Origin of the sequence: Methylobacterium isbiliense, assembly GCF_022179325.1 — a bacterium.
Lineage (GTDB): Bacteria > Pseudomonadota > Alphaproteobacteria > Rhizobiales > Beijerinckiaceae > Methylobacterium > Methylobacterium isbiliense.
The window spans coordinates 1-26,067 of record NZ_BPQQ01000044.1 but is presented as its reverse complement, the minus strand read 5'-3'; the positions used below and the strand labels follow the sequence as shown (position 1 = coordinate 26,067).

Here is a 26,067-nt window from a genome sequence, read left to right as displayed (position 1 = left end):
CCGCAGCCGCCCGATTCTCCCGCGAACAGGAGCGACCCCATGCGACGCGCCCTCGTCCCCTTCGGCATCCTGGCAGGCCTGGTCGCAGGCTCCGTGCAGGCCCAGCAGGGCGGAGCGGACGCGCCGCCCGGGGTGCAGCTGCCGCCGCTCCGGACGCCCGGCGACGAGAGGGAGCGACCGGCCTCGGAGGAGGGCGCCCCGGCGCTGCCCTTCACCTCGACGGCGGAGCTGCGCGCCCGGACCGTCGCCCGGCACCTGCGGGAGCTGCAGGCCACCAACCCGATCGCGGCGGCCGAGACCGCGCGCGAGATGCGCCAACACGATCACGACGCGATCTTCCGCACCCTGCTCGACGGCACCGGCCTGCGGGCAGGCGATGCCGGGGACGTGCTGACGGCCTTCGTCGCCCTGCAATGGATGGTCGCCAACGACACCCAGGCGGAGCCGAGCCCGGCGGCGCTGCGGGCGATCCGCCGCCAGTTCGTGGCGCCGATGGCGGTGAAGCCGCCGCTGTCCGGGCCGGAGACGCGCGCGGCCTTCGCCGAGCAGGTCAAGCTGCGCGCCGTGCTGCACCATGCCGGCTGGCAGGCGGCCCGGCGGCTCGGCGTGATGCCGCGCTTCCTCGGCACCCTCTCGGGCGAGTTCATCCCGCCGGCCAAGCTGCGCGCCCTCGACATGACGGATGAGGGCTTGGTGGCGAAGGGGCGCGCCCAGATCGCTGACCGACCCCGCCCGGCCGACGATCCGCCGCGCCCCGTGGAGCCGCCCGCGCGCGGCGAGATGCCGCCGGCCGCTGGGCCCGCGACGCCGCTCCACGCCGCCAACTGGGAGCAGGTGGAAGGCGTGTACTTCCGCGCGACCACCGGCGTCGGCGTCGGCGGCATGGTTACGATCGACTACGAGCCGCTGATCCTGCTGCGGGACGGCAGCTACTACGAGATCGACGACGCGGCCCTGGAGGACGTCGATCTTGCGGCCGAGCGGCAGGCCAAGCCCCGCCGCTTCGGCCGCTGGACCCGCTCGGGCGCCGGCTTCGACCTCACCGGCACCGGCGGCAAGCCGATCTCCTACCGCCTGCAGGACGGCAGCTTCTTCAAGGCCTTCCCGGCCGGGGCGGGGGAGACCCTGTCGCGCGGCTATCGCCGGCTCTCGGGCGGCGGCAACAGCGCGCTCGGCGGCGACGTGACGATCGCCGTGTCGAGCCGGTACGATTTCCGGCCGGACGGCCGCTACGGCCGGGGCGGCTCGGTCGGCGCGACCAACTCGGGCGCGACCACCGGCGTCGGCTCCGCGCTCGGGCGGCGCCGCGCCCCCGAGGGCGGCCGCTACGCCCTCGACCGCCACACCCTGACCCTGACGGGCGCCGACGGGCGGGTGCGGCGGCACTTCTTCGCCTTCGGCTCGCAGAACGATCCGCCGCAGCCCGACCGGGACATGATCTTCGTGGGCGACCGCGTGTTCTCGACCGACGATTGAACGCCGCCCCGTGCGACCGGCCGCGCGACGCGCAGCAGGCGGATGTCAGCGCCGGCCCAGCACCCGCGCGAGGGCCTGCGCGACCGCCTCGGCCCCGCCCGTCACGCCCTGGCACGGCATCAAGTAGAGGCGGGCAGCGAGCGGGCCGCGCGGGCGCAGGACGAGCCGGTTGAGGCGGGCGGTCCAGCGGGCGCGGCGGGTCAGCGGCAGGGCGGCGTCGCGCTCCGGCCTCACGGCGAGGCTGAGCATCCCGCTGGCGACGTGGCAGCCCTCCAGGGCCGACCACGGGATCCAGGCCGTGGAGAAGCGACGGTCGAACAGGCCGTAGGCGCTGACCGACAGGACCGGGCCGCGCCGCGTCAGGTCGCGCAGCGCGACGAGGCCGCAGAGGCCGAAGAACGCGATGGCGAGGAGGGCGATTCCCGCCACGACGGGTCCCGGATGGCCGCCTAGCATCCAGGCCCCGGCCGCGACGAACACGCTTGCGCCGAGGAGCAGGCCGGCGAGCGGCCGGCGCGCGACGGGCAGATCGACGCGCCGCTCGTCCGGCGACGGCTCCCGCGCCCCCGTCCGATGCCCCGGGCGCTCGGGACGGAAGGCTCCGGCGCGCGTCATGGCTCCTCCCCGCGATCGCTCGCGCCCCGATCTTCCCGTCCCGGATGCCCGCTGCGTGAGCGCAAGGGGGTCGTCACGCCGGGCGCCGCGGCGTCCCGGCACCGAGCGCACCCAGGATCGCGACGGCGCCGAGCAGCAGGATCAGCACCGACCAGTACTGCATGGGGATCCAGAACAGCGTGTGGCGCCCGCGCAGGATCACCACCTGCCCGGTGCGCGGATCGACGAGTTCCCGGCCCGGCCGATTGTTGAGCCGGGTGCCGACGACCCAGTTCAGCGCGGCGGCGGCCACCCACACGGCGACGACGCCGGTCGGGGTCGGGATGCCGATGCGAGCGAGCGCGGGATCGACGAGCACACCCGCCACCAGCGCCGCGCCCATGATCAGCGCGGCGAGCACGCCCCAGCCGGACCAGATGATCATCCTTGTCTCTCCTCTGCCGGACCGCCGCCGCTGCGCGGGCGACGGGCCGGGCCGAACGGCCCGGCTGGATCTGGCATGGGCGGTCCAGACCCGGTTTCGCGCGCCGCTAGGCCTGACGGGCCGACCCGGCCTCGGCCGGAACCGCCGCGATGCCGGCAGAGGCCGCCCAGGCCGAGAGGTCCAGGCGCCGGATCGCCGCCGCCATCAGGTCGGGGAAGAGATCCGGCGTGCAGGCGAAGGCGGGCACGCCCAGGGCGGCGAGCCGTGCGGCGAGCGCCCGGTCGAAGGCCGGTGCACCCTCATCCGAGAGCGCCAGGAGGGCGACCATCTGCACCCCGGCGCCGACGAGGCGCTGCGCCCGGGCGAGGAGCCCCGCCTCGACCCCGCCCTCGTAGAGGTCGGAGATCAGCACCAGGATCGTGTCGTCGGGCCGGGTGAGGCGCGATTCGCAATAGCCGACCGCGCGGTTGATGTCGGTGCCGCCGCCGAGCCGGACCGAGAACAGCACCTCGACCGGATCGTCCATCTCGTCCGTGAGGTCGACGACTTCGGTGTCGAACACCACGAGACGCGTCGAGACCGCGGGCAGCGAGGCCATCACGGCCCCGAAGATGCTCGAATAGACCACCGAGTTCGCCATCGAGCCGGACTGGTCGATGCACAGGATCACGTCCTTGAGGCTGCCGCGGCTCTTGCGGCCGTGGCCGAGGCGGGTCTCCGGGATGATGGTGCGGTACTCCGCCTGATAATGGCGCAGATTCGCCCGGATGGTGCGGTTCCAGTCGATCTCGGCATGGCGCGGGCGCCGGTTCACGCTCGCGCGGTCGATCGCCCCGTTCACCGCCTGCCGCAGCGGCTCCTCCAGCCTGCGCATCAGCGCCTCGACCACCTTGCGCACCACCAGACGGGCGGTCTCCTTGGTGCGCCCGCCGAGCAGGCCGCGCATGGAGATCAGGGTGGAGACGAGCGAGACGTCCGGAACGACGGCCTCCAGCATCTCCGGCTCGGTCAGCATGCGCTTGAGGTCGAGCCGTTCGAAGGCGTCGCGCTGCATCACCTGCACGACGGAGGCCGGGAAGTAGTCGCGGATGTCGCCGAGCCAGCGCGGCACCGAGGGGGCGGAGGAGCCGAGGCTCGCCCCGCGGTCGGAATCGTAGAGGGCGCCGAGCGCCCGGTCGAGGCGCTGGTCCCGCTCCCCAAGGGCGCAGCCGGTCCCGTCGGCGGGGCCGCCGCCCAGCACGAGGCGCCAGCGGCGCAGGCGTTCGGTCTCGCTCACCGCACATCCTCCTCGGGCGCAGCCCACTCTCGGGTCTCGGAGGCGGGGCCGAGGAGCAGGCGCAGGATCGGCAGCACCCTGGCGGCGCGCTCGGCGTCGAAGGTCCGGCCGGGCGCGGTGTCGCCGGAGGCGCCGCCGCCCGGCCGCGCCAGGGCCTCGCCGATCGCCCGCCGCTCGGCCGGTGCGATCGTCGCGAAGGTGCGCCGCACCAGCGGCAGCAGCTCCGTGAAGGTCTCCTCGTCGAGGCCGCAGAGCCACTCGTCCACGACGGGAAGCAGGCCCCGGCCGTGGATCAGCGCCGTGCCGCTGTGTTCGAGGAAGCCCTCGATCCAGGCCGCCGCCGCGGGCGCCGCCGCGGCCCGCGACAGCGCGAGCCGCATCCGGTCGCCCGCCTCCTCGGCCGCCACCGCGCGGTCGTCGAACAGCAGGCGCACGGCGCGGCCGACCACGCGGCCATGCGCGTGCTCCTGGTCGGCCAGCCCCCGCAGGGCCTCCTGCCACACGGCCGTCAGCTCCGGCTCCTCGATGAGCGCGATGGCGCCCGAGACCGCGACGAGGCGCGCCTTGGCGGCCGCAGCCGCCTCGTCATCGAGGCTCTGGCAGGCCGCCACCAGCCCGGCGGCGACCCGCGGCACCAGCCCCCGCACCACCGCGAGCACGGGCGCCGTATCGGAGGAGCGGACCGAGCCGTAGCGGGCGAGTTCGGCCAGGGGCGGCAGGGCCTCCATCAGGTCGAACACGTCGGCCGAGAGCGCGGCGCGGTCGTTGAGCACCCGGATCACCTCGGCGCCGGCCTCGGCGAGGTCGGCATCGAGCAGCGTGCCGATCAGTCCCGACAGCTCGGAGACGCGGGCGGCGGCGCGGGCGCGCGTCCGCACCCGGCCGGCGGCGGCTTGCGCCACCGTGCCGCCCTCCGCCGAGGCGGCGACCAGCTCCACCACCCATTCGGGCTGCCAGGAGAGGAACCACGCCTCCTTGAAGGTGCCGCGCCCGCGGGCCTGCCGCCTGGTGCCCCACGGGATGCCGATGAGCTGCAACCGGTTGAGGAAATGGCTGCGGGCGAGATCGGTCTCCTTGCGCAGGTCCAGGGTGAGTTCGCCCGCATCCGTCCCGGGTTTCAGGCGCAGGCGCCGGCACTGCGCCTCGAAATCCGCCTCCACCGGCGTCGAGGGACTGTCCGGCGGCGTCGCGCCGAGGCGCTCGCCGATGACGAGCTTGCGGCGGATCAGGGCCATCGGCGCCGGATCGGCGAAGCAGAGCGTCGCCTGCACCGCCTCGTCGAGATCCTCCAGCGAGGGGCGCGCCCGGCCGCGGAAGCCCGCCAGCGCCTCGGCGAGGCGCGCGGCCTCGATCACCGAGGCCGGGGAGGCGTCGAGATCCTCCTCGCGCAGGAGCGCGGCCGCCCGGGCGAGCCAGCGGGCGGCGACGCGGGCCTCGTGGTGCCACAGGGTGTCGTACCATTCCGGCGAGAGCACGCCGGCCCGGTAGCCGCTCGCGGTGGCGAGCCGCTCGTAGGACCAGGGCGCCCAGGCGCAGGCCACCTTGGTCTTGGGGAGCCCCTTCAGGGTCGCCGCATCGGCCGCCGCCTGTCCCTTGGCGTCGTGGCGGGCGAGCGCCGGCCCGTGCCACGCGCCGCAGACGACGGCGATGCGCGCGAAACCGTCCTTGGCTGCCCGGCGGATGGCGGTGCGCATGTGCGCCTCGCGCGCCTCCTCGCCGGGATCGGGCCCGGCGCCCTCGCGCAGGGCCGCCATCGCCTCGGCGATCGCCGCGAAGACGTCGCCGTCCTCGCCGGCCCGGCTCTCCACGAAGGCGTCCCACCAGCGCTCGCCGTCCGGGAAGCCGGCGGCCCCGGCGAGTTCGCCGAGCGGATCGCGCCGGATCGCCGCCGGGGCGGCCGGAACCGCCTCGGCCGCGGAGGCGGCGGGCGCGGCGACGGGCTGCGGAGCGCCGTCGCCGGGAGACGCCTCGCCGTCCGCCCCGAACCCGTCCGCGAGCTGGATCGCATGCGGCAGGTCGATGAAGCGCAGGGCGGCGCCGGCCGCGATGCCGTGGCGCATCGCCACCCATTCGGGCGAGAAGGCCGCGAAGGGGAAGAAGGCGCAGTCGCGCGGCCGGTCCGGCCGGTAGACGAGGAGCGCCACGGGCGGCGCCATCGCGGCATGGCCGGCGAGCGGGATCAGCGCCTCGGCGTCGGGCGGTCCTTCGATCAGCAGGCAGTCGGGCCGCCATGCGTCGAGCGCCGCTCGCAGCGAACGCGCCGAGCCCGGCCCGTGGTGGCGGATGCCGAAGATCCGGATCTCGGGCATCGCGCGGTCAGGCGGTCTCGCGGGCGGCGCGATAGAAGTCCTTCCACTCCGTCCGCTCCTTGACCACGGTCTCGAGGTACTCGCGCCAGACGATGGCATCCTGGACCGGGTCCTTCACCACGGCGCCGGCGATGCCGGAGACGAGGTCGTGGGCGGAGAGGCGGCCGTCGCCGAAATGGGCGGCGAGGGCGAGGCCGCTGCCGACCACGCTGATCGCCTCCGCGGTCGAGAGGGTGCCGGAGGGCTGCTTCACCTTCGCCTTGCCGTCCGCGGTCACGCCCTCGCGCAATTCCCGGAAGATCGTGACGACGCGCCGGATCTGGTCGGCCCCCGGCGGCTCGGCCGGGATCTCGAAGGCGCGGCCGAGGGCGGCCACCCGGGTCTCCACGATGGCGATCTCGGCCTCGATGGTGGCGGGCGGCGGCAGCACCACGGTGTTGAAGCGGCGCTTGAGCGCGCTCGACAACTCGTTGACGCCCCGGTCGCGGTTGTTGGCCGTGGCGATGAGGTTGAAGCCCTTCCGGGCCGGCACCTCCTCGTTCAGCTCGGGGATCGGCAGCGTCTTCTCGGACAGGACGGTGATGAAGCTGTCCTGCGTCTCCGAGGGGATGCGCGTCAGCTCCTCGACCCGGGCGATCCGGCCCTCGTTCATGGCGCGCATCACCGGCGAGGCCACCACTGCCTCGCGGCTCGGACCCTTCGCGAGGAGCAGCGCGTAGTTCCAGCCGTAGCGGATCGCCTCCTCGCTGGCGCCCGCCGTGCCCTGCACGATCAGACGCGAGGTGCCGCAGATCGCCGCCGCCAGATGCTCGCTGACCCAGCTCTTGGCGGTGCCGGGCACGCCGAGCAGCAGCAGGGCCCGGTCGGTGGCGAGCGTCGCCACCGCGACCTCCATCAGGCGCCGCTCGCCGATGTATTTCGGCGTGATCTCGAAGCCGGAGGCCAGCCGCCCGCCCATCAGGTAGGTCACGACCGCCTGCGGCGAGAGCTGCCAGTTCGGCGGGCGCGGCCGGTCGTCGGCGGCGCGCAGCGCGGCGATCTCCTCCGCGAAGGCATCCTCGGCGGCTTGACGAAGCTGGGCGGCTTCTCTCGGCTGCGCGGCTTGGCTCCCGTTGGTCTGCGGCATGTCTCAGGCTCCCTCCGGTCCGGTGAAGTCGCGCCGCATGGCGACGCGCACGTCGAGGATGTCGGCCAAGCCGGCGCATTGGCGGCGCAGGCGCTCGTCGGCATCACCGGGCAGGCGCGCCAGAATGGCGGCGGCCTGGGCGGCGGCGTCCTCGCCCGGCCAGGCCCGCTCGCCGAACCGGTCGATCAGCCAGGTCCGGCCGAGCGCGTCGCGCATCCCGGCCGGGCCGCGGGTGACCGCGGCGAGCCAGTCGAGCTGGGCGAGGGTGAAGCGCTCCGACACAGCAGGCGGCGCATGGGCCAGATGGGCGAGGATCACCTCGACGGCGGCCTTGCGAAACAGGTCCTCGACGAGGCGCTCCCACTCCGCATCGGGCAGGAGGGCGGCCGCCCGCGCCCAGTCGTCGCGCAGCTCGTTCGTCGGCCGAACCCCCGAGAGGCGACCGGAATGGGCCTCGCCCAGCACGGCGGTCAGCGCGCGCGCCCAGTTCGGGTCGTCCTCGCGGCGGACGGCCGCGAGGAACCCTTCGAGGATCGGGGCCGCCCATTCGCCGCGCAGGGCCAGCTCGATCCACAGCCGCGGCGGGTGGTCGGCGAAGGCATGCAGGGGCGTCTGCGCCAGGATCTCCTGCAGCAGGCCCGCCCGCGCCCCGCCCGCCTTCTGCCGATAGGGGCGCGGCTCGATGCCGTCGCGGGCAAGCGCGGGCGCTTCCTCCGGCAGCGTCACGGTCAGCGCATGCGTCGTCCCGCCGAGCAGGCGCCGCTTCGTCTCGACGGCGAGCGCGGTCCTGGCCCGCGCCGCCATGCGCGCGGCGAAGGGCGAGCGGGTGAGGCGGGCCAGCAGCCGCTGCGCGGCCGCCCGCACCCCGCTCGCGCGGTCGTCGAGGCAGGCTTCGAGGAACGGCGCGTCGGCCTCGCCGAGAGTCACGTCGAGCGTATCGACGAGGGTCTGGCGCATCTCCGCCTTCTCGCTCCGGAAGGCCGCCTCCAGGGCGGCGCGGGCGCCGTCCGGGTCCCGCTCCCGGAAGGCCGCGAAGGCGTCCCGGCGCACGGCGGGGGTGCCCTCCGTCCAATCCTGCGCAGGCGGTTCCGGCTCGGCCGCACCACCCGCGCAGGCCCGGTCGAGCCATGCGATTTCGGGGCCGGCGATCCGTTCGATCGGCCGCGGCCAGAGGCTGCGGTACGGTGCGAGCGCCGGGAGCAGCCATGCGGGCGCGCGGATCCCGGCCTCGGCCGCGAGGTCGCACCATTCCTCCAGCCGCGACCGAGCCGACGGGCCGGCGGCGAGGAGGAGGGCGAGGCGCGCGGCCGCCGCGGGCGGGCATTCGGGTCCGGGCAGGTCCCGCGGCGGCACCGGGGTGAGCGCCTCGGCCGCCAACCCCGCCCCGGCGAGGCGGTGAATGCCCTGCGCGGCGAGCCGCGCCAGCAGGCTGCCGGCCGGATCCCCGGCGGGGCCGAGATCGGCGAAGGCCTCGTCCTCCGGGCCGGGCGGGGCGCGGTCGGCGCCGATGAGGGCCGCGGCGAGCGTGGCCTCCCAGCCGTCGGCGGCCGGGGCGGTGGTCCGTGCGACCATCAGGCCGCCCGCATCAGGATCGGCCGCGGATCCTGGGCCGGCACCGCGTAGAGATGGCCCTGCGCCACCAGGGCGAGGACGCCGAGGCCGAAGCCGTCGTAGAGGCCGAACAGGTCGACCGGCTCTCCGGCCGCCACCGCCAGGAGGGCCGGCAGATGCGCATCCGTCCGCAGGGCGAGGCAGCCGGTCTCGTCCCCGACACCGAGGAGGGGCGCCTCCGACGTCGAGCCCGGGAGATGCCCGAACCGCACTCCCGCGAGACGGAGGGGCCAGCGCTCGGTCCAGGGCGCCCGCGCCAGCACCGCGGCGAACCCGTCGAGGGCCGTGCCGATGCGCGTCGCGCCCGCGAGCGGCCCGGCGGGCGAGGGGCCGGCGCGCCCGTCGCGGAAGACGGCGCGCAGGGGCGGCTCGCCCGGCTGGAAGGCGAGCGCGCCGGCGAAGTCCTGGCCCGCCGCCGGCGCGGGCGGCAGGGCTGAGCCGGGCGCGCCGTAATCGACCACCTGGGCCAGGGCGCCGGTGCGGCGCCCGGCCAGCCAGACCGTGCGGGCGGTGAGCTTGTCCTCGTCCTCCACCGCGTGGGCGAGCACGGCCCAGTCATCCGCCGCGTCCGGCCGTGCCGCCATCTCCTCCGCGGTGACCGGATAGCCGACCGCCGCGCGCACGGCCGCCGCCTGCTCGGCTGTCAGATGGTCGAGGCGCCGCATCGCCCCGACGAGGAGGGCGAGCCGGCCGAGTCCCAGCGCCAGCGCCTCCTCCGGCCGGGGCGCGCCTGCGGGCGGCGCCGCGGCGGCGAGGCCCGGCAGGGCGCGCACCCGCCGCGCGAGGCCGGGCGCCTGACCGTCGACGAGGCGGCCGGCCATGCGGTCGAAGACGGCGTAGGGCTCGGCCCGCACCCCCGCGAGGCCGCGCCGCATCAGGTCGCGCAGCCAGAGATCGAGTTCATCGACGGCGGCGGCGACGCGCTCCTTCCGGGCCTGCCGGCGCTTGGCCTGCGCCCTCTCGTCGACCGGCTTGGCGGGCTCGCGCGCCCGGGTCTCCGCCGCCGTGGCGCGGCTCTCCCGACCCTTGGCCCAGGCGGCAACCCAGTCCGGCGGCTCGGCCTCGGGCAGCCGCGCGGCGGCATCCACCAGCATCAACCCCAGCGCGTGCTTGCAGGGAAACTTCCGGCTCGGGCAGGTGCATTTCGAAGCCGGGCCGCTCAGATCCGCGACGGTGCGGTAGGGGCTCGCCCCGCTCCCCTTGATCTCGCCCCAGACGACGTCCCCGGACCGGCCGAGGGCGCTCCATTTGCCGGGCTTGGCCTGATCCTGGCCGGCCTTTCGGCTCGGCGCATCGGGCGCGAGGTCGAGGATCTGGGTGGCGGTCAGGCTCATGCGTCGGGAGGTCGTCCGGCGGGGGGCTGTAGCGCTGCGAGACTCTAGACAACGCAGCGCATGGCGCAAGACTTTCCCGGCGATTTCGGCCTGTCGACCCGAACATGCAGGATGTTTCCAGACGGTATCCTTAAAATTATTTCAGTTTCATGACACCGTTCGGCCTGCAAGGAACGGTCCAGCTTGCTTTGGTGGCCGACTCGTCCTGCCGCATCGTGGCGAAGCGGCCTGCTTCTTGGGGAATGACCGGTTGCGTCGACTCCCGCACGGAGCAATACGCTTCTGCACGAGGACAGGCGCATGCAGGGGGAGGACCCCGAGGGAGGAGTGGTGCAGCCGACCGCGCCGAGCCTGAGCGATGAGCGGACCAGCACGGCGCGCCGGGTGGCGCGCGAGCTGCGCCGGCTGGAGGCGCTCGCCGCCAAGCGCCGGAGGCGGGTGCGGCTCCTGCGCGGCGTGCGCGGGGGCGCCGGCGCCGTCGGCACCCTGGCACTGCTCCTGAAGCTGAAGCTCGCGGGGTCGCTCGCCGTCAAGCTCGCGGTCGCGCTCTCGGTGGGGCTGGTCTTCGCCTGGCCGGCGCTCGGCCTCGCGCTGCTGCTCGTGCTGGCCGCCGTGCTGTGGGTCGCCAGCTTGGCCGACGGGGATGGCGGACGGCCCGGACCCGAGGGTCCCTGGGACCTGTCCTGCGACTGCGCGCGGCGCGAGAAGCGGGCGCTCCGGCTCGCGACCCTGATCGAGCGGCGGCGCTCCTGGCTCGACGACCCGTCGGGCCCGGCGCCGAGCCCGCGGGTCGAGGCGGCAATCCGCCGCCTCAAGCGGTAGGGCGGGCGCCCGCGACGTGCGCGGCACCCGCCCGCCGGCTCACTGCACGACGTTGCCGTCCGGGCCGATCTTGATCTCCTGCGTCTTGTCGGCGAGCGCCACGGTGATCTCGTACACGACGGAGCTGCCCTCGCGCTCCACCTCGGCCTCGAAGGCCTTGCCGCCGGTCTTCTGCTCGGCGATTGCCAGGGCGTCCTTCAGCGAGGTCTTGGCGTTCTGGAAGTCGCTGACCTTCAGCCGGGTGAAGTAGCGCTCGAATGGCTGGTTCTCGGACTTGATCAACGCTCCGGTGTCGGCGTTGATGTAGTGCTCGACCAGCTTGCCGTCCGGGTAGACGACCTTGATCTCCCAATGCGTGGGGGTGCTGCCCTCGGCCTTCTCGAAATCGGCGTCGATGGCGCGGCCCTGACCGCCCTGGCTCTCGGCGGTCGCGAGCGCCTGCGCCAAGCCGATCTTGGCCGCCTTGGCCGCATCGATCTCGTTCATGGCGTTGTCGGTGCGCGCGGCGGGCGCGGCCGGGGCCGTGGGGGCGGGCGCGGTCGGCTGGGGAGCGGTGGTCTGGGGCGCGGCCGTCTGGGCGGTGGCGAAACCGGCGGTGAGCGCCAGCAGGGCGGCGGCGCAGGTCGTACGGGTCAACATGACGGTCTTCCTCTCCGAGCGGACATCCGGGTCCCCCACAACGTGCTTCGCGGAGGTTGGTTGCTCGCCCGGATGCGGACCGCTCGGGCCGGTCCGCCTCAGGCCGGCGCGCGGCGGCGCCGGGCGCGGATGACCCGGTGCAGCACCCGCGAGAGTTCGTCGGCGGCGTAGGGCTTCTGCAGCAGTTCGAACCCGTGCCGTCCCTCCTCGGCCAGCACGTGGCTGTAGCCCGAGGTCAGCAGCACCGGCAGGTCGGGATGGCGGCGCCGGATCTCCTGGCCGAGCTCGATTCCGCTCATGCCCGGCATCACCACGTCGGTGAACACCGCATCGAATCCGCCCGGGCCGGAGAGCAGGGCCAGCGCCTCGTCGGCGTTCACCGCCCACACGGTCTCGTAGCCGAGATCCTGCAGGATCTGGGTCGAGAACCGGCCCACGTCGAGATTGTCCTCCACCACCAGCACCCGCCGCCCGCTTCCATGCTCGGCCGGCTCCTCGCCGCCGGTGGCTGGGCCGCCGTCGATCGGGCAGGTCCCGTCGACCCGCGGCAGGTAGAGGGTGAAGGTGGCGCCCCGGCCGAGCGTGCTCGCCACCGCGACGTCGCCGCCCGACTGCTTGGCGAAGCCGTAAACCTGGGAAAGGCCGAGGCCGGTGCCCTTGCCCACCTCCTTGGTGGTGTAGAAGGGCTCGAAAATCTGCGTGAGCCGGTCCGGCGGAATGCCCGTGCCCGTATCGGTGAGCGACACCGCCACGAACCGGCCGGCACTGCCGGCATGGCTGCGGATCGCGGGCATCTCCGACACCGCCTCGGCCCGGATCGTCAGCACGCCCTCGCCCCCCATGGCGTCGCGGGCGTTCACCGCCATGTTGATCAGCGCCGTCTCGAACTGGCTGACATCGGCCACGACGCAGCACGGATCGCAGGCAAGTTCGGTCCGCACGGTGATGCGCGCGCCCACGAAGGTGCGCAGCATGTCCGTGACGTTGCGCAGCCGCTCGGCCGCATCGAACATCTCGGGCTTGAGGGCTTGACGGCGGGCGAAGGCAAGGAGCTGCCCGGTGAGCTTGGCGGCCCGGTCCACCGTGTCGGAGATCGCCTCGACGTAGCGGGTGCGGCGCTCCTCGGCGAGGTCCGGCCGGCGCAGGAAATCGACCGAGGAGCGGATGATGGTGAGCAGGTTGTTGAAGTCGTGGGCGACGCCGCCCGTGAGCTGACCCACCGCCTCCATCTTCTGCGCCTGCCGCAGCGCCTCCTCGGCCTGCATCAGTTCGGCGGTGCGCTCGGCGACCCGGCTCTCCAGCGTCTCGTTCAATTCGCGCAGGCTCGTCTCGGCGAGGCGGCGGTCGTGGATGTCGATCACCGAGCCGAAATAGCCGAGGAACTCGCCATCCGCGCCGAAGCGCGGGGAGGCGGCATCGATCGCCCAGCGATAGGCCCCGTCCCGGCGACGCAGCCGGTACTCCAGGCGGAAGGATTCCCGCCGCGCGTTGGCCGCCAGGAAGGTCTCGCTCGACCAGCCGCGATCGTCCGGGTGGACGGCATCGAGCCAGCCGAATCCCTCCGCGGTCGCGGGCGTCTGGCCGGTGAACTCGTACCAGCGCCGGTTGAGATAGGTGCAGGCGCCCGACGAATCGGTGATCCAGGACATCACCGGCGCGTCGTCGGACATGGTGCGGAACCGGTTCTCGCTCTCGCGCAGCCGGCTCTCCGCACGGGCCCGCTCCACCGCCGCCCAGGTGCGCTCGGCCACCTCGGTCACGAGCCCGGTCTCGTGCTCGGTCCAGGGCCGCGGCGTGCGCGCATGCACGTAGAGGGCCGCCCGCATGCGCCCGTCCTTCACCAGCGAGGCCGTGATGGCGGCCCGGGTGTCGATCGCGTCGAAGGCCGCGAGGCTTTCCGGGGCGCAGGTGCGCGGGTCGCGGGCCGCATCGGCGACCAGCAGCGGAATGCCGGCGCGCAGGGAGGCCAGCACCTCGGGGCCGAACCCGGCGAGGTCGTGCATGCCCTCGCGCGAGGGCACGCTCCCGTCGGTCCAGTTGCGCCGCGTGGTGAAGTAGCGCGCCGTCTCGTCGACCTCGCCGTAGCCGACCCGGTTGGCGTGCAGGAAGCGGCCGAGCGCCTCCTGGGCCGCGGCGATGATCGCCTGCGGGTCGGACAGGGACCGCAGGCGGTCGCTCAGCTCGATGACGAACCGGTTCCGGCGCTCGCCGAGGACCCGGTCGGTGGTCTCGTGGCCCTGGTTGAAGATGCCGATCACCGATCCGTCCTCGCCGCGGATCGGCGTGATGCTGTAGTTCCAGTAGGTCTCCCGGCGGACCCCCTGCCGGATCATCGGCAGCATCTGGTCGTAGGTCGAGAATCCCGTGCCGGTCTCGACCACGCGGGCGAAGTGCGGCCCGACGACGTCCCAGATGTCCGCCCACACCTCGCGGCCGGGGCGCCCGAGCGCCCAGGGGTGCCGCTCGGCCGGGATCGGCGCCCAGGCGTCGTTGTAGAGGAGGCGCAGCTCAGGCCCCCAGTAGATCGCGGTCGGGAAACTGGAATGGAGGCAGATCGAGAGCGCCGAGCGCAGCGATTGAGGCCATGTCCCGGGCGTCCCGAGCGGCGTCGCGGCCCAGTCGTGGCCGCGGATCAGCGCGCCAAGATCGCCGCCGCCGTCGAGAAAGCCGAGATGCATCGGCCCGCCCGCCTCGACCTCAGCGGCCATCGCGCCCTCGACGCGTGGGGGAGGGACCTGCCGGAGGCGCCGTGCGGGGGCGCGCGGATCCGGAGGGCGTGTAACGTTGCGGACGGGGCCTGACGCACGGCATGCCCGTGCGCTCCCATGCGGGGCGCAGCTTGTCAAACGGTGTGTCCGGTCCCTGCGAAACGGTCGCAGAGGGTCCGGGATGGCGTCACGCCACGGGATTGGCGGAGGCGGGGCGATGACGCGTGCAGCAGGCGACGCGGCGATGTGTCGGCCGGTTCTGCCGGCCCGCATCAATCCTCGGTTTGCGCCGGGGCCTGGGCCAGGACCTTGTCGACCCGCCGGCCATCCATGTCGACCACCTCGAAGCGCCAGCCGCCGATCTCGACGGCCTCGCCGGTGCGCGGCAGACGCCGCAGCGCGTCGATCACCAAGCCGGCCACCGTCTCGTACTCGCGCCGGGCCGGAAGCGGCACGCGCAGCTGGTCGGCCATCTCGTCGACCGGCATGCTGCCGGCCAGGAGCCAGGACCCGTCCTCGCGGCGGACGGCCTCGGGATCCGGGTCGTCCGTATCCGCCCGGAAGGCGCCCGCGATGGCGTCCAGGATGTCGGCCGGCGTGATGACGCCGTCGAAATGGCCGTACTCGTCGTGCACGAGCGCGAAGGGCACGGGGGCCCGCCGCAGCACCGAGAGCGCGTCGAGCGCGCTCAGCCGGTCCGGCACCACCGGCACTTGGCGGATATGCGCCCGCAGGGACAGGGGCCGCCCGCGCATCAGGTCGGGCAGCAGGTCGCGGACCTGGACCACGCCGAGGATCTCGTCCTGCCCCCCCTGGCCGACCGGCAGGCGGGCATGCGTGGTGGTGAGCAGGGTGTCGCGGATCGCCTCGTCCGTGTCGTCGAGGTCGAGCCACGCCACGTCGGTGCGGGGCGTCATCACCCCGCGCACGCTGCGGTCGCCCAGGCGCAGGACCCCGCCGATCATGGCGCGCTCGTGGGTCTCGATGATGCCCGCCGTCTCGGCCTCCGCCACGACCGCGCGGATCTCCTCGTCGGTGACGCCGGCGGGCGCCTCCGCGCCGCGCCCGACCAGCCGGAAGATCGCCCGGGTCGAGGCGTCGAGCAGCCAGACCACCGGGCCGGCCACGCGCGAGACCATCGTCATCGCCGGGGCGACGAGGCAGGCGATGCGCTCCGGGTTCTGCAGGGCGACGGTCTTGGGGACCAGTTCGCCGACGACCACCGACAGATAGGTGATGACGCCGATCACCACGCCGTAGCCGAGGGGTTCGGCGAGCCCCGAGGAGACCCCCCAGGCGCCCAGGAGAGCGGTCAGCCGCTCGCCGAGGGCGGCGCCCGAGAAGGCCCCGGCGAGAACGCCGATGAGCGTGATGCCGATCTGCACCGTGGACAGGAAGCGGCCGGGTTCCTCCGCCAGGGCGAGCGCCGCCCGGGCGCCGGCCCTGCGCTGTTCTGCCAAAACCTGCAGCCGCGGCCGGCGCGCCGAGACCACGGCGAGTTCGGAGAGGGAGAAGACGCCGTTGAGGAGGATCAGGACCAGCGCGACGGCGAGTTCGAACACGGACGGGATGCTCTGGGTGGGGGACGCGGCACCTTGATCGGAGGCCATCCCGGGGTCAATCGGTCGCCCGTGCGCGCGCCGCCGCAGGGACCCGTTTCGCGGCATCCGGCCGCGCCGGCGCGGCGTCGTGCCAGGCATTCCGAACGACAGATCGGCGGCGAGGCCTGCATGCCGCGGTCGCCCGGCGATGGCTCACTAATGAAGGACGATCATCCGCCGGTTGATCCGGCTGCGCCCGGTTCAGGCCCGGTTCAGAAGCCTGGCCGTTTACTGGGGCTCGAAACGTGCAAGGGATGGTAAACGTGAAGAAGTTGGCTCTCTCGGCTCTCGCCGCGGCCGTCGCCGGCTCCCTGCTCGCCGCACCCGCGGCCGAGGCCCGGCCCGGCTACCGCGGCTACGGCCATCATGGCGGATATGCCGGCTACGGCCATCGGGGCTACCGCGGCTACGGCTACCGCCGCGGCCCGAATGTCGGCGGCGCGCTCGCCGCGGGCGCGGCCCTCGGCATCATCGGGGGTGCGATCGCGGCCTCGCAGGCCCCGCGCTACTACTATCCCGCCCCGGCCTACGGCTATTACGCACCCGGGCCTTACGATTACGGCTACTGACGGACCGCAGATGAGCGATCGAAGGGGTGCCCGCGGGCACCCTTTTTCGTGACCGGCCGCCATCGAAGGCGACCGGATCGGAATCACCGCCGCCGGACCGGCGGCGGATCCTAGCGCTTCACCCGGGCGAGCTGCGCCCGCGCCGCCTCCAGCACCTTGGCGGAGGTGAAGCCGAACTTCGTCTGCAGATCCTTGATCGGCGCCGACGAGCCGAAGGTGTGCATGCCCAGGATCGTGCCGGCGCTGCCCGCGTAGCGGTCCCAGCCGATCACCGAGGCCTGCTCCACCGCGACCCGGGCCGTGACGGCGGGCGGCAGCACGCTCTCGCGATAGGCCTCGTCCTGGCGCTCGAACAGCTCCCAGGACGGCATGGAGACGACCCGCACCTTCGCGCCCTCGTCCGTCAGGGTCTCGTAGGCGCCGACGCAGAGCTGCACCTCGCTGCCCGTGCCGATCAGGATGAGATCGGGCGTGCCCTCGCAATCGGCGAGCACGTAGGCGCCCTTGGCGAGACCGGAGGCCGGCGCGTAGCGGCTGCGATCGAGGGTGGGCAGGGGCTGGCGGCTCAGCGCCAGCACGGCGGGCTGGTGCTTGAGGCCCATGATCACCCGGTAGGCCTCCGCCACCTCGTTGGCATCGGCCGGGCGCAGGGTGATCAACCCGGGAATGGCGCGCAGCGCCAGCAGGTGCTCCACCGGCTGGTGGGTCGGGCCGTCCTCGCCGACGCCGATCGAATCGTGCGTGAAGACGTGGAAGATCGGCAGCTCCATCAGGGCCGCGAGGCGGATCGGCGGGCGCATGTAGTCGGAGAAGACCAGGAAGGTCGCCCCGTAGGCGCGCAGGCCCACCAGCCCGAGCCCGTTGACGATCGAGCCCATGGCGTGCTCGCGCACGCCGAAATGCAGGTTGCGCCCGCCCGGCGTGAACGGGCCGAGGGCGGCCTCGCCGTCGAGCTTGGTCTTGTTCGAGGGCGCGAGGTCGGCGGAGCCGCCGAGCAGCCACGGCATCCGGGGCGCGATGGCGTTGAGCACCTTGCCGGAGGATTCGCGGGTGGCGAGACCCTTGGCGTCGGCCGGGAAGGTCGGGATGTCGGCGTCCCAGCCCGCGGGCAGCTCGCCCTTGAGGTAGGTCTCGACCTCGGCGGCGAGGCCCGGGTCGCCCGCGCGCACCTCCGCCATCAGGGCCTCCCACTCGGCCCGCAGGGCAGCGCCGCGGGCGCCGATCCCGTCGCGGAAGTTCTCGTAGACGCCGTCCGGCACGAGGAACTCGGCCTCCTCCGGCCAGCCGTAGGCGCGCTTGGCGCCCTTGACCTCCTCGACGCCGAGCGCGTCGGAATGGGCCTTCGAGGTGCCCTGCTTGGTCGGCGCGCCGTAGCCGATCACCGAATTCACGATGATCAGGGTCGGGCGGTCCTGCGACTGCAGGAAGGTCTCGATTGAGCCCGCCAGCGCGTGCACGTCGTTGGCGTCGGCGACCCGCAGCACCTGCCAGCCGTAGGCGAGGAAGCGCGTCGCCACCTCCTCGCTGAAGGCGAGGTCGGTGTGGCCCTCGATCGTCACGGTGTTGGAATCGTAGATCCAGCACAGGTTGGCGAGGCGCAGGTGACCGGCGATCGAGGCCGCCTCGCCCGAGACGCCCTCCATCAGGTCGCCGTCGCTGCACAGGGCGTAGACGTTGAAGTCGAACAGCGGCCGGTCGCCGTAGGCGAGCCGGTCATTGAGGTAGCGGGCGCCCATCGCCATGCCGACCGAGTTCGCCACGCCCTGCCCGAGGGGGCCGGTCGTCACCTCGACGCCGGTGGTGAAGTGGTATTCGGGGTGGCCCGGCGTGCGGCTGTCGAGCTGGCGGAAGCGCTTGATGTCATCGAGGCTCAACGCCGGCACGTTGGCGCCGTCGCTCGAAGCCACCCCCGCGAGGTGGATGAGGGCGTAGAGCAGCATCGAGGCGTGACCAACCGAGAGCACGAAGCGGTCGCGGTTCGGCCAGGTCGGATGCGCCGGATCGTAGCGCAGGTAGCGGTTCCAGAGGGTGAAAGCGACGGGCGCGAGCGCCATCGGGGCGCCGGCATGGCCGGAATTCGCCTTCTGCACCGCGTCGATCGTCAGCGTGCGGATGGTGTCGATGCTGCGCTGGTCGATCTCGCTGATGCCGGCCTTCTGGGGCGTGTCGGCTGCGCTCATGGGGACCTCGTGTTCAGACGTTCGCGGTCACGACGGACCCGCCGCGTCCTGGCTTCCGGCCCGCTCCATAGCGGGTCCGGTCGCCCGACTGAAGTTCAGAAGCGTGTTGACGAGGGCGACGTGGCTGAACGCCTGCGGAAAGTTGCCGACCTGGCGGCCCGCCACGGGATCGTACTCCTCGGCGAGCAGCCCGACATCGTTGCACACCGCCAGCAGCCGCTCGATCATCGCCCGCGCCTCGGCGCACCGCCCGAGGCGGATCAGGTTGTCGGCGTACCAGAAGCTGCACGGCAGGAAGGCGCCTTCGCCGGCCGGCAGGCCGTCGGTGGTCTGGTGCTCGGTGTCGTAGCGCAGGATGAAGCCGTCCCGCATCAGGTGGCGGCCCACCGCCTCGACGGTGCCGATCACCCGCGGGTCGTCCTGCGGCAGGAAGCCGACATGGGCCATCAGCAGCAGGCTCGCGTCGAGATGGCGCGAGCCGTAGGCTTGCACGAAGCTGTTGAGGTCGGGATCGAACCCCTTCTCGCAGACCTCGCGGTGGATCTCCGCGCGCACCGCGCGCCAGCGCGACACAGTGGCGTCGCGCGCGCCGTTGCGGCTGTGCTTGTCGTAGTAGCGGATCGCCCGGTCGAAGGCGACCCAGGCCATCACCTTCGAGTGCACGAAGTGGCGCCGTCCGTCGCGCACCTCCCAGATGCCCTCGTCGGGCTCGTGCCACACCTTCTCCAGATGTTCGAGGAGCGCGAGGCCGACCCGCACGCCGGTCTCGTCACCCTCCAGACCCCGCTCCTGGGCCTGGAACAGCGCGTCGAAGATCTCGCCGTAGACGTCGAGCTGGAATTGCTGCGAGGCGGCGTTGCCGATGCGCACCGGCCGCGAGTTCTCGTAGCCCGGCAGCCAGTCGAGTTCGATCTCCGGCAGAAGGCGCTCGCCGCCGAGGCCGTAGAGGATGTGCGCCTGTTCGGGGCTGCCGGCCACGGCGCGCAGCAGCCAGTCGCGCCACGCCCGGGCCTCGTCGAGGTAGCCCGCATCCATGAGCGCCAGCAGCGTGAAGGTCGAGTCACGCAGCCAGCAATAGCGGTAGTCCCAGTTGCGCACGCCGCCGATCTGCTCGGGCAGCGAGGTGGTGGGGGCCGCCACGATGCCGCCGGTGGGGGTGTAGATCAGCGCCTTGAGGGTCAGGAGCGAGCGGCCGAGGATCTCGTCCCAGGGCGTGCCGCCCTGGCAGCGCCCCGACCATGCCAGCCAGGTCTCGGTGGTGCGCCGCAACTCCCGGCGCGGCTCGATCGGCGCCGGATCGTCCTCGTGCGAGGGGCCGTAGCTCAGCACGAAGCTGTGCGAGCGGCCCTCGTCCACCGTGAACTCCGACACGGTCGAGCGGCCGACGCCGCGCAGCGGCACACGGGTGCGCAGCACCAGCTTGTGGGGTCCCACGATCGCCCTGAGGTCGTCGTGCTCGTTGCGCGACACCCAGGGGACGGCCGAGCCGTAATCATAGCGCACCACGAAATCCATGCGCATCGCCACGCTACCGCTCAGGCCCTCGACCAGACGGATGAGGTGCAGCCCGTCGTTGACCGGCATGTAATCCGTCACCCGGACGCGGCCGGTGGCGGTCTCGTGCGTGGTCTCCAGCACCAGCGTGCCGGGGCGGTAGCGGCGCACGGCGCGGCTCTGCGGATCGCCGGGGGCGATGCGCCAATGGCCGTGCTGGGACGTGCCGAGCAGGGCCGCGAAGCAGGCCGGGGCGTCGAAGCGCGGCCAGCACAGCCAGTCGACGCTGCCGTCGCGCCCGATCAGGGCCGCGCTGCGCCCGTCGCCCACCAGGGCGTAATCCTCGATCCGCAGCGCCATCTCGCTCCCCGGGCCGACTCGACCGAGGTCGCCTCGGCGCGGCCAGGGCCGCACCGACCGGCATCGCCTCCGTCGACTGCGCATCATGGACCGCCGCGTCGGATGCGAGCGGCCAAGATGCCGAGGGAGATAGGCGGCGGCGGGTCGCGATCCAGCCGTGCGGCGGCTCAGCGCCGCCGGTCGATCAGGTCCAGCACGGCGCCGCCCGCCTGGGCCATGCCCTCGCCGAAGGCCGCCACGTGACGCACCACGTCGCGGCCGGTCTCGACGACGGCCGGCAGCGCCAGGAAGGGGCGCGGCGTCTCGGCCGCCTCGGGCGCGATGGTGACGGCCGCGACGCGCAGGGATTCGGGCCGCGGCGGCGGCCGCACGCCCGCGAGCAGCGGCGCGTCGGGAGCCCGGCGCGGGCTCGCTGCGCGGCGGCGGGCGGGGCTGCGCCCCTCGCCGGCCGATTGCATCTCGTCACGGGCGGGCAGCACCGGCACCGCGTCGCAGATGGCCGCCGGGGCGGCGTGCGGGGCAGCGTGGGCCGGCAGCTCCGGCGCGGCGGCCGTGGCGATCAGCGGGAAGAGCTGCTCGAACTCGATCGGGTAGGGTGCCCGCACCCGGCCGTCGAGGCCGTCCGCCACCACCTGGAAGGGGTCGCCCGAGGGCAGCGGCAGCACGGTCGCGATCGGGCCGGCGGGCGCCCGCGGCGGGGCCTCGCGCCAATAGAGCGAACCGGCGGCGAGGCATGCGACGACGCCGAGCGTCGGCAGCAGCGGCAGGTAGCCGAGCGATGCGGAGCCCCGGGCGATCCCTGCCGCCCGCTCGCGCCGGCCGTCGATCTCGCTCATCGAATCTCACCCTCCGTTGCCGCCTCGCATCACAGTCAGCCGCGGTTTTGCGGCCGAAGCGGGGCCTTTTCTTTGCAGCGATGTTTCTGGCGGCCCGGGACCCGCCGCCACCGCGATGACCGGCTGGTTGACGCGCCGCTCCGGCGCGCCCTAGACAACGGCAATCCGGATGCGCGCTCGCGCGAGCCGGTCCGCACCGGATGCGGCGCCAGCCCTCCGGAAGGGTGGCCGAGTGGTTTAAGGCAGCGGTCTTGAAAACCGCCGTGGGGGCAACTCCACCGTGGGTTCGAATCCCACCCCTTCCGCCAGTTTTCTATCTGAACTATCCGCGGCGGTTTGGTTATTTGGTTTGACGCACAGTCGCCACCAGCTTGTAGCGTCCCGTGTGGGCCTCATCGGCCGGTTGCCTGGGCGGCGATCCTCAGTGCTGCCGCCCCACACTCCCGAAATGGGCCACTCGACCGAGCGTCCGCCGGCTGGCCAGCTTGCCGAGTGCCCCCCCGATCTCGGGCTCGCTGCTGCCATGGGAATCAGGGGCCGGCGTGACCGATGCTCCACCGTTTGGGTGATTCCCTCGCTTTTTGCGTGGATCAGGCAGCCAGGAGGAGCCGGCGGCGGAGAAGCGCGAAGTTGGCGCAGCATCACGGGTTGGCCGAGGCACGGCAGAGCGGCGAGATGGCGATGATGGCGGCTGCGAAGGGCGGAACCGGGCGTGCCACAGGCCGGACATCGCGCATGAGCGCGGCACACATGGGCGCGGATGACAAGGTGATCGGCGCTCCAGGTAACGCTCTCGATGGCGCAGCCCGGCAGGGATGAGGGGAGGGTCATCCCGTCCGTGAGTCAGTCAGCGCCCCCTCCCTGCGGCCGTTCCACGCCAAGGGCGGGGGAACCACCACCGCGAGGCAGGATCAAGCTCCGGGACATGCCTGCGCGCTTGGGGCTTCACTGCGTCCCTGTCGCGCGTCAGCAGGTCCGCGAGTGTCTTGCAGGCGAGCAACTGGGCACCGGCTTGCGCGCCCGTGACCGGCTGAGCCTCCGAGGCATCAAGCTCGTTTCACCATCGCGAATCCACCGCCCGGCCTCTGGCTTGATCGAGATCGCGTCGGGCTCGCGACGGATGACCGGTCCTGCGGACCTGCGCCTGCCAATTGCCGTTCCGCTAGCGGACGGTGGCCATCGGCTTTCCTCGCAGCTGGGACCAGCCGATGCTGAGGAGCTTGTCCGATGCTCACGATAGGGCCTTCGGCCCGGCCATTACGAGAGGAGCTTGTGGCGCACCCGACACGATTCGAACGTGTGACCTTTGCCTTCGGAGGGCAACGCTCTATCCAGCTGAGCTACGGGTGCCAGCCGCGGGCATTCACTAGCGCATGACGCGGCGGGGCGCAACGGCACGGCGGACATTGAATCCGCTCAATGGGATCCGAGCGAGCCCTCCGACGGCAATGGTCACAGGTTCGAATCGTGTCGGGTGCGCCGGGGAGGGGAGGCGGAAGGCCCCAGGGGCCGGCATTGCGCCCCGGATGCGGACGGATTGAGCCCCGGCTGACAGCGTGTGCCGCGCGTCAGCCTCGGCGTTACCTGCCGCTGAAGGTCAGAGGAGGCCGGCAGCACTCAGCAGACGATGCCAATGCCGGCTCACTCCGCCTCGCGGAGCGAGGAGCCTCACGCTGCCGACACCCCGACGACGAACTCATGCACAGCGTGGCGAAGGCGCACCGTCTCGACAGTGACGTCGGAAGCGGAGCGGCGCACGTCGTCGATCGCCTCGGCGGTGCGCTGCATGCCGCCCCGCGCCACGCCCACGCTCGCCCCGACCCGACCCGTCAGCGAGGTCGCGTGCTCGGCATTGCGGCTGATGCTCGCGGTCTCCTGCTCCTGTTGGTGGATCGCCTGGGTGATCTCGGAGGCGAGCGCATTCAGGTCCTCCATGGCGGCGCGGATCGCCTGAATGGCCTGCACGGTGCCGCCGGTTGCGCTCTGGATGCCGCCGACCTGCCGGACGATCTCGTCGGTGGCCCGGGCGGTCTGGTCGGCGAGCGCCTTGACTTCGCTCGCCACGACCGCGAAGCCGCGGCCCGCCGCGCCGGCCCGTGCCGCCTCGATCGTCGCATTGAGCGCGAGCAGGTTCGTCTGCGCGGCGATCTGCTGGATCAGTCCAATCACGTCGCCGATGCGCTGCGCCGCGTCGGCGAGCCCCGCCACCGTCTCGCTCGTGGCGTAGGCCTGGGCCGTGGTCTGCGTCACGCGCTCCGAGGTCTGCTGCAGTCGCCCGGCGATGACGCGGATCGAGCGGTTCAGCTCGCCCGCGGAGGCAGCCACATCCTCGATGTTCTGTCGGGTCTGGTCAGAGGCGCCGGCCGCGTCGGCCACTTGGTCCTGCGTGTCGGCGACGACGCCGGTCAGCGCGTCGGCCGAGGCCGACATGCCGGAGATGCTTTGGTCGACTTGGCCGAGCGCTGCCTGCACCGAGGCCTGGAAGCGGCGGACGTGCTCCTCGACGCGGCGCGAGCGGTCGAGCTGCGCGGCCTGTTCGGCCCCGGCCCGGGCGGTGAGCTGCGTGCGCTCCACAACTCCGTCGCGGAACCCCGCGATCGCGCGGGCGACGCCGCCGATCTCGTCGCGGCGCTCCAGGCCTACGAAGCGAACGCCGACGTCGCCCGCTGCGAGCCGCTCGGCGTCGGCCACGAGGCGCACAAGCGGCCGGGCGAGATTGCTGGCGAGCCACACCGCCCCCGCCGCCCCGGCGAGTGCCGCGAGGCCCGCGACACCAAGGACGAGGGCGATCTCTGACCGCAGCGCCGCGCTGGAAGCCGCGATGTGGGACCGCGCATCGGCATCCGCCGCCGCGACCGCCTTCTCGAGGAGCCCGCGCAGCTGGGAGCTGTGACGGCTCATCAGCTCGGTCGTCGGGATCTCGCGCGCCCTCTGCAGGCCAAGCAGCACCGCGGCATCGGACCGCCAGCGCCCGAACTCGTCCGAGGCGTGGCCAGCGATGTCGGTCATGCCGGGCGAGAGGGAGGAGTCTCTGAGGCGGCCGAGTTCGTCCGCGAGCGTCGCCGCGAGCTGCGTGAACCGCGCCTCGACCGCCTTGGGCTCGACGAAGCCCGTCATGGCCAGCACCTGCCCGAGCAGCTGCTCGCCTTGCTCGAAGGTCTCGCGGGCGCTGCGGCTCGCGGCGTTGGCGGCGAGCGCCGTCTCGGACAGGGCGGCGAGGTCCCGGTGTGCCGAGAGGCTGCGGCTACCGACGAAGCCTGCGAGGGAAGCGGCAAGCCCCAGGAAGGCAAGGAGCGGCAGGAGGATCTTGATCCGGATCGACATGGGGGCTCTCAATTCGGCAGGTTCGGCAGGGCGGTCTCGGTCTTCTCGGCGGTTAGCGCGCGCAGGAAGGCGAGGAGGTCGGCCCGCTCAGAAGTGCTGAGTGATAGAGGGCGCATCAGGGGCGACCTCGAGGGCCGCTCGACGCCGCCCGTCTCGTAGAAGGCGAGAATGGCGTCGAGGTCGGCGAACTGGCCCTTGTGGCCGAATGGGGCTCGATAGGTGAGGTTGCGCAGGCCTGGCGTCTTGAAGGCGTGGCGGGCGAGCGGATTGCTTGGCTCGATCTTTGCCCGGCCAACATCCTCGGTGGGAATACCGATGTCGTGAAATTTGTTGTCGGTGAAGTTCCAGCCGGTATGGCAGCCCGCGCACCCCGCCTTGCTGTTGAAGAGCCGGAAGCCGTTCACCGCCGAGGCCGATATCGCCTGCGCGTCGCCCTCGACCCAGCGGTCAAACGGCGCCCAGCCGGTTACCACTGTGCGCTCGAAGGTGGCGATGGCCGTAAGCAGGTTGTCCTTCGTGACGCCCCTGCCTGGAAACAGTCGGTCGAACCACGTCTTGTATTCTGGGATACCCTTCAGTCGGGCGACAATCTCCGGGAACTGAGCGTTCATCTCCACGTCGGCAGTAATTGGCCCGGCCGCCTGCTCCTCGAGGGTCTTCGCTCGGCCGTCCCAGAACAGGGGCGCGGTCCAGGCCGCGTTTAGCACGGTCGGAGCCTTGCGGGCGAGCGGAGTGTTGGCCGCGCCGATTGCCCCCTTTACCGGGACCTCGTAGCCGAAGGAGGGATTATGGCAGCTGGCGCAGCTGAGATTCTGCGCGCCACTGAGGCGGGGATCGAAGAACAGCATCTTGCCCAGGGTCGCGAGCTGGGGCGAGTAGGGTGTTCTCTCGGGGAAAGGGATGGTTGTGGGCCGTCGATACTGTTGCTTTAGTGCGCTGAGATCAAGTTCGGCCGCCAGAATTCCAGGTAAGCACATGAATGTAAAAATCATAATGGCGCCAAAGGCAAATAGTCTTGATGAATTCATTAGGCTATCCCCCGACGATTTTGTTCCTAACTGCCGTCGTCAGTATTTATAATCAGTAAATACACATGAGGTGGTGCGTTAATTTGCGTTATATCAATACGTTTAGTGGTTGAATGTGCAATATGGAAATCATGCATGCAGGTTGTAAGCCTGCAGCGTGTTGTTCTAGATCGCGCTCGGCGTGCCCTCGACGCTACAAGGCAGGCCTATGCTTTCCGTTCGAGGCGGAAGCCGAAAGAGGCCCGCATTGCACCCCGAGGTGCGGCCGGATTGCACCGCCACTGAACCTGGTGCGCCGCTCGCGGGCGGCATCCATGCTAGTGCATTGACGCATT

The 26,067-nt window shown here is 72.6% G+C and carries 18 protein-coding genes and 2 tRNA genes; 4 read left to right on the top strand and 16 right to left on the bottom strand.

The genetic code is table 11. From position 1 onward, the window contains the following. Positions 1-39 precede the first annotated feature (39 nt). Positions 40-1,476: a hypothetical protein gene (locus MFF61_RS19340; RefSeq protein ID WP_238237148.1), complete on the top strand. Its 1,437-nt coding sequence runs from the start codon at positions 40-42 to the stop codon at positions 1,474-1,476. 45 nt (positions 1,477-1,521) lie between these two features. Here MFF61_RS19340 and MFF61_RS19335 read toward each other — a convergent pair whose 3' ends face one another. The 7 genes from MFF61_RS19335 to MFF61_RS33875 form a co-directional block, all read right to left on the bottom strand. Next, positions 1,522-2,091: a hypothetical protein gene (locus tag MFF61_RS19335; protein WP_238237147.1), complete on the bottom strand. Its 570-nt coding sequence runs from the start codon at positions 2,089-2,091 to the stop codon at positions 1,522-1,524. A 73-nt stretch (positions 2,092-2,164) separates the two neighbouring features. Continuing rightward, on the bottom strand, positions 2,165-2,515 hold the full coding sequence (locus MFF61_RS19330) for a hypothetical protein (protein ID WP_238237145.1): 351 nt from the start codon (positions 2,513-2,515) through the stop codon (positions 2,165-2,167). Between the two features lie 106 nt (positions 2,516-2,621). Further along, positions 2,622-3,791: a VWA domain-containing protein gene (locus tag MFF61_RS19325; protein WP_238237143.1), complete on the bottom strand. Its 1,170-nt coding sequence runs from the start codon at positions 3,789-3,791 to the stop codon at positions 2,622-2,624. Then, positions 3,788-6,100, bottom strand: a complete 2,313-nt coding sequence (locus MFF61_RS19320; protein WP_238237141.1) for a DUF5682 family protein — start codon at positions 6,098-6,100, stop codon at positions 3,788-3,790. Before MFF61_RS19320 ends, MFF61_RS19325 begins: the two co-directional genes overlap by 4 nt. Positions 6,101-6,107: 7 nt before the next feature. Then, a complete protein-coding gene (locus MFF61_RS19315) occupies positions 6,108-7,226 on the bottom strand; it encodes an ATP-binding protein (RefSeq protein WP_238237140.1) in 1,119 nt (372 codons plus the stop codon). A gap of 3 nt (positions 7,227-7,229) precedes the next feature. Continuing rightward, the gene (locus tag MFF61_RS19310) at positions 7,230-8,798 is read right to left on the bottom strand and encodes a DUF5691 domain-containing protein (protein ID WP_238237139.1); all 1,569 of its coding nucleotides are present in this window, start codon (positions 8,796-8,798) and stop codon (positions 7,230-7,232) included. After that, positions 8,798-10,171, bottom strand: a complete 1,374-nt coding sequence (locus MFF61_RS33875; protein ID WP_283206013.1) for an SWIM zinc finger family protein — start codon at positions 10,169-10,171, stop codon at positions 8,798-8,800. The genes MFF61_RS19310 and MFF61_RS33875 overlap by 1 nt, the downstream gene beginning before the upstream one ends. 300 nt (positions 10,172-10,471) lie before the next feature. Between MFF61_RS33875 and MFF61_RS19300 the strand changes: the two genes are divergently transcribed. Continuing rightward, complete coding sequence (locus MFF61_RS19300) at positions 10,472-10,993, top strand: hypothetical protein (protein WP_238237138.1); 522 nt, start codon at positions 10,472-10,474, stop codon at positions 10,991-10,993. 39 nt (positions 10,994-11,032) lie between these two features. Here the strand turns inward: MFF61_RS19300 and MFF61_RS19295 are convergent, their stop codons facing one another. From MFF61_RS19295 to MFF61_RS19285, 3 genes are all read right to left on the bottom strand, one after another. Beyond that, positions 11,033-11,632, bottom strand: a complete 600-nt coding sequence (locus MFF61_RS19295; RefSeq protein WP_238237137.1) for a PepSY domain-containing protein — start codon at positions 11,630-11,632, stop codon at positions 11,033-11,035. 98 nt (positions 11,633-11,730) lie between these two features. Next, the gene (locus tag MFF61_RS19290; RefSeq protein ID WP_238237133.1) at positions 11,731-14,340 is read right to left on the bottom strand and encodes a GAF domain-containing hybrid sensor histidine kinase/response regulator; all 2,610 of its coding nucleotides are present in this window, start codon (positions 14,338-14,340) and stop codon (positions 11,731-11,733) included. A gap of 272 nt (positions 14,341-14,612) precedes the next feature. Next, on the bottom strand, positions 14,613-15,902 hold the full coding sequence (locus MFF61_RS19285) for a hemolysin family protein (protein WP_238237200.1): 1,290 nt from the start codon (positions 15,900-15,902) through the stop codon (positions 14,613-14,615). Between the two features lie 293 nt (positions 15,903-16,195). Here MFF61_RS19285 and MFF61_RS19280 point away from each other — a divergent pair, with 293 nt between their 5' ends. Then, positions 16,196-16,510, top strand: a complete 315-nt coding sequence (locus MFF61_RS19280) for a hypothetical protein (protein WP_238237131.1) — start codon at positions 16,196-16,198, stop codon at positions 16,508-16,510. A 110-nt stretch (positions 16,511-16,620) separates the two neighbouring features. Here MFF61_RS19280 and tkt read toward each other — a convergent pair whose 3' ends face one another. The 3 genes from tkt to MFF61_RS19265 all read right to left on the bottom strand — a co-directional run bounded on the left by tkt (position 16,621) and on the right by MFF61_RS19265 (position 21,380). Further along, entirely contained in the window at positions 16,621-18,690 is a 2,070-nt protein-coding gene (gene tkt, locus MFF61_RS19275) for a transketolase (protein ID WP_238237128.1), read from the bottom strand. 27 nt (positions 18,691-18,717) lie between these two features. After that, positions 18,718-20,544, bottom strand: a complete 1,827-nt coding sequence (locus MFF61_RS19270) for a glycoside hydrolase family 15 protein (RefSeq protein ID WP_238237127.1) — start codon at positions 20,542-20,544, stop codon at positions 18,718-18,720. Positions 20,545-20,711: 167 nt separating this feature from the next. Further along, positions 20,712-21,380 carry a hypothetical protein gene (locus MFF61_RS19265; protein ID WP_238237126.1) on the bottom strand — a complete coding sequence of 223 codons (669 nt, stop codon included), beginning with the start codon at positions 21,378-21,380 and terminating at the stop codon, positions 20,712-20,714. 218 nt (positions 21,381-21,598) lie between these two features. Between MFF61_RS19265 and MFF61_RS19260 the strand changes: the two genes are divergently transcribed. Next, positions 21,599-21,688, top strand: a tRNA-Ser gene (locus MFF61_RS19260). A 965-nt stretch (positions 21,689-22,653) separates the two neighbouring features. On the opposite strand, the gene MFF61_RS19250 is transcribed toward MFF61_RS19260, so the two are convergent. The 3 genes from MFF61_RS19250 to MFF61_RS19240 form a co-directional block, all read right to left on the bottom strand. Next, positions 22,654-22,730: transfer RNA gene (locus MFF61_RS19250), tRNA-Arg, on the bottom strand. 318 nt (positions 22,731-23,048) lie between these two features. Then, positions 23,049-24,704, bottom strand: a complete 1,656-nt coding sequence (locus MFF61_RS19245) for a methyl-accepting chemotaxis protein (protein ID WP_238237125.1) — start codon at positions 24,702-24,704, stop codon at positions 23,049-23,051. Positions 24,705-24,712: 8 nt separating this feature from the next. After that, complete coding sequence (locus MFF61_RS19240) at positions 24,713-25,696, bottom strand: cytochrome-c peroxidase (protein WP_373324765.1); 984 nt, start codon at positions 25,694-25,696, stop codon at positions 24,713-24,715. Positions 25,697-26,067 lie beyond the last annotated feature (371 nt).

Bases quoted from the DNA above. Each gene is read 5' to 3' on its own strand.
- MFF61_RS19335 (WP_238237147.1), bottom strand. From the start codon at position 2,091: ATGACGCGCGCCGGAGCCTTCCGTCCCGAGCGCCCGGGGCATCGGACG.
- MFF61_RS19280 (WP_238237131.1), top strand. From the start codon at position 16,196: ATGGTAAACGTGAAGAAGTTGGCTCTCTCGGCTCTCGCCGCGGCCGTC.
- MFF61_RS19265 (WP_238237126.1), bottom strand. From the start codon at position 21,380: ATGAGCGAGATCGACGGCCGGCGCGAGCGGGCGGCAGGGATCGCCCGG.
- MFF61_RS19340 (WP_238237148.1), top strand. From the start codon at position 40: ATGCGACGCGCCCTCGTCCCCTTCGGCATCCTGGCAGGCCTGGTCGCA.
- MFF61_RS19270 (WP_238237127.1), bottom strand. From the start codon at position 20,544: ATGGCGCTGCGGATCGAGGATTACGCCCTGGTGGGCGACGGGCGCAGC.
- MFF61_RS19290 (WP_238237133.1), bottom strand. From the start codon at position 14,340: ATGGCCGCTGAGGTCGAGGCGGGCGGGCCGATGCATCTCGGCTTTCTC.
- MFF61_RS33875 (WP_283206013.1), bottom strand. From the start codon at position 10,171: ATGAGCCTGACCGCCACCCAGATCCTCGACCTCGCGCCCGATGCGCCG.
- MFF61_RS19240 (WP_373324765.1), bottom strand. From the start codon at position 25,696: ATGATTTTTACATTCATGTGCTTACCTGGAATTCTGGCGGCCGAACTT.
- MFF61_RS19300 (WP_238237138.1), top strand. From the start codon at position 10,472: ATGCAGGGGGAGGACCCCGAGGGAGGAGTGGTGCAGCCGACCGCGCCG.
- MFF61_RS19320 (WP_238237141.1), bottom strand. From the start codon at position 6,100: ATGCCCGAGATCCGGATCTTCGGCATCCGCCACCACGGGCCGGGCTCG.
- MFF61_RS19315 (WP_238237140.1), bottom strand. From the start codon at position 7,226: ATGCCGCAGACCAACGGGAGCCAAGCCGCGCAGCCGAGAGAAGCCGCC.
- MFF61_RS19295 (WP_238237137.1), bottom strand. From the start codon at position 11,632: ATGTTGACCCGTACGACCTGCGCCGCCGCCCTGCTGGCGCTCACCGCC.
- tkt (WP_238237128.1), bottom strand. From the start codon at position 18,690: ATGAGCGCAGCCGACACGCCCCAGAAGGCCGGCATCAGCGAGATCGAC.
- MFF61_RS19310 (WP_238237139.1), bottom strand. From the start codon at position 8,798: ATGGTCGCACGGACCACCGCCCCGGCCGCCGACGGCTGGGAGGCCACG.
- MFF61_RS19330 (WP_238237145.1), bottom strand. From the start codon at position 2,515: ATGATCATCTGGTCCGGCTGGGGCGTGCTCGCCGCGCTGATCATGGGC.
- MFF61_RS19245 (WP_238237125.1), bottom strand. From the start codon at position 24,704: ATGTCGATCCGGATCAAGATCCTCCTGCCGCTCCTTGCCTTCCTGGGG.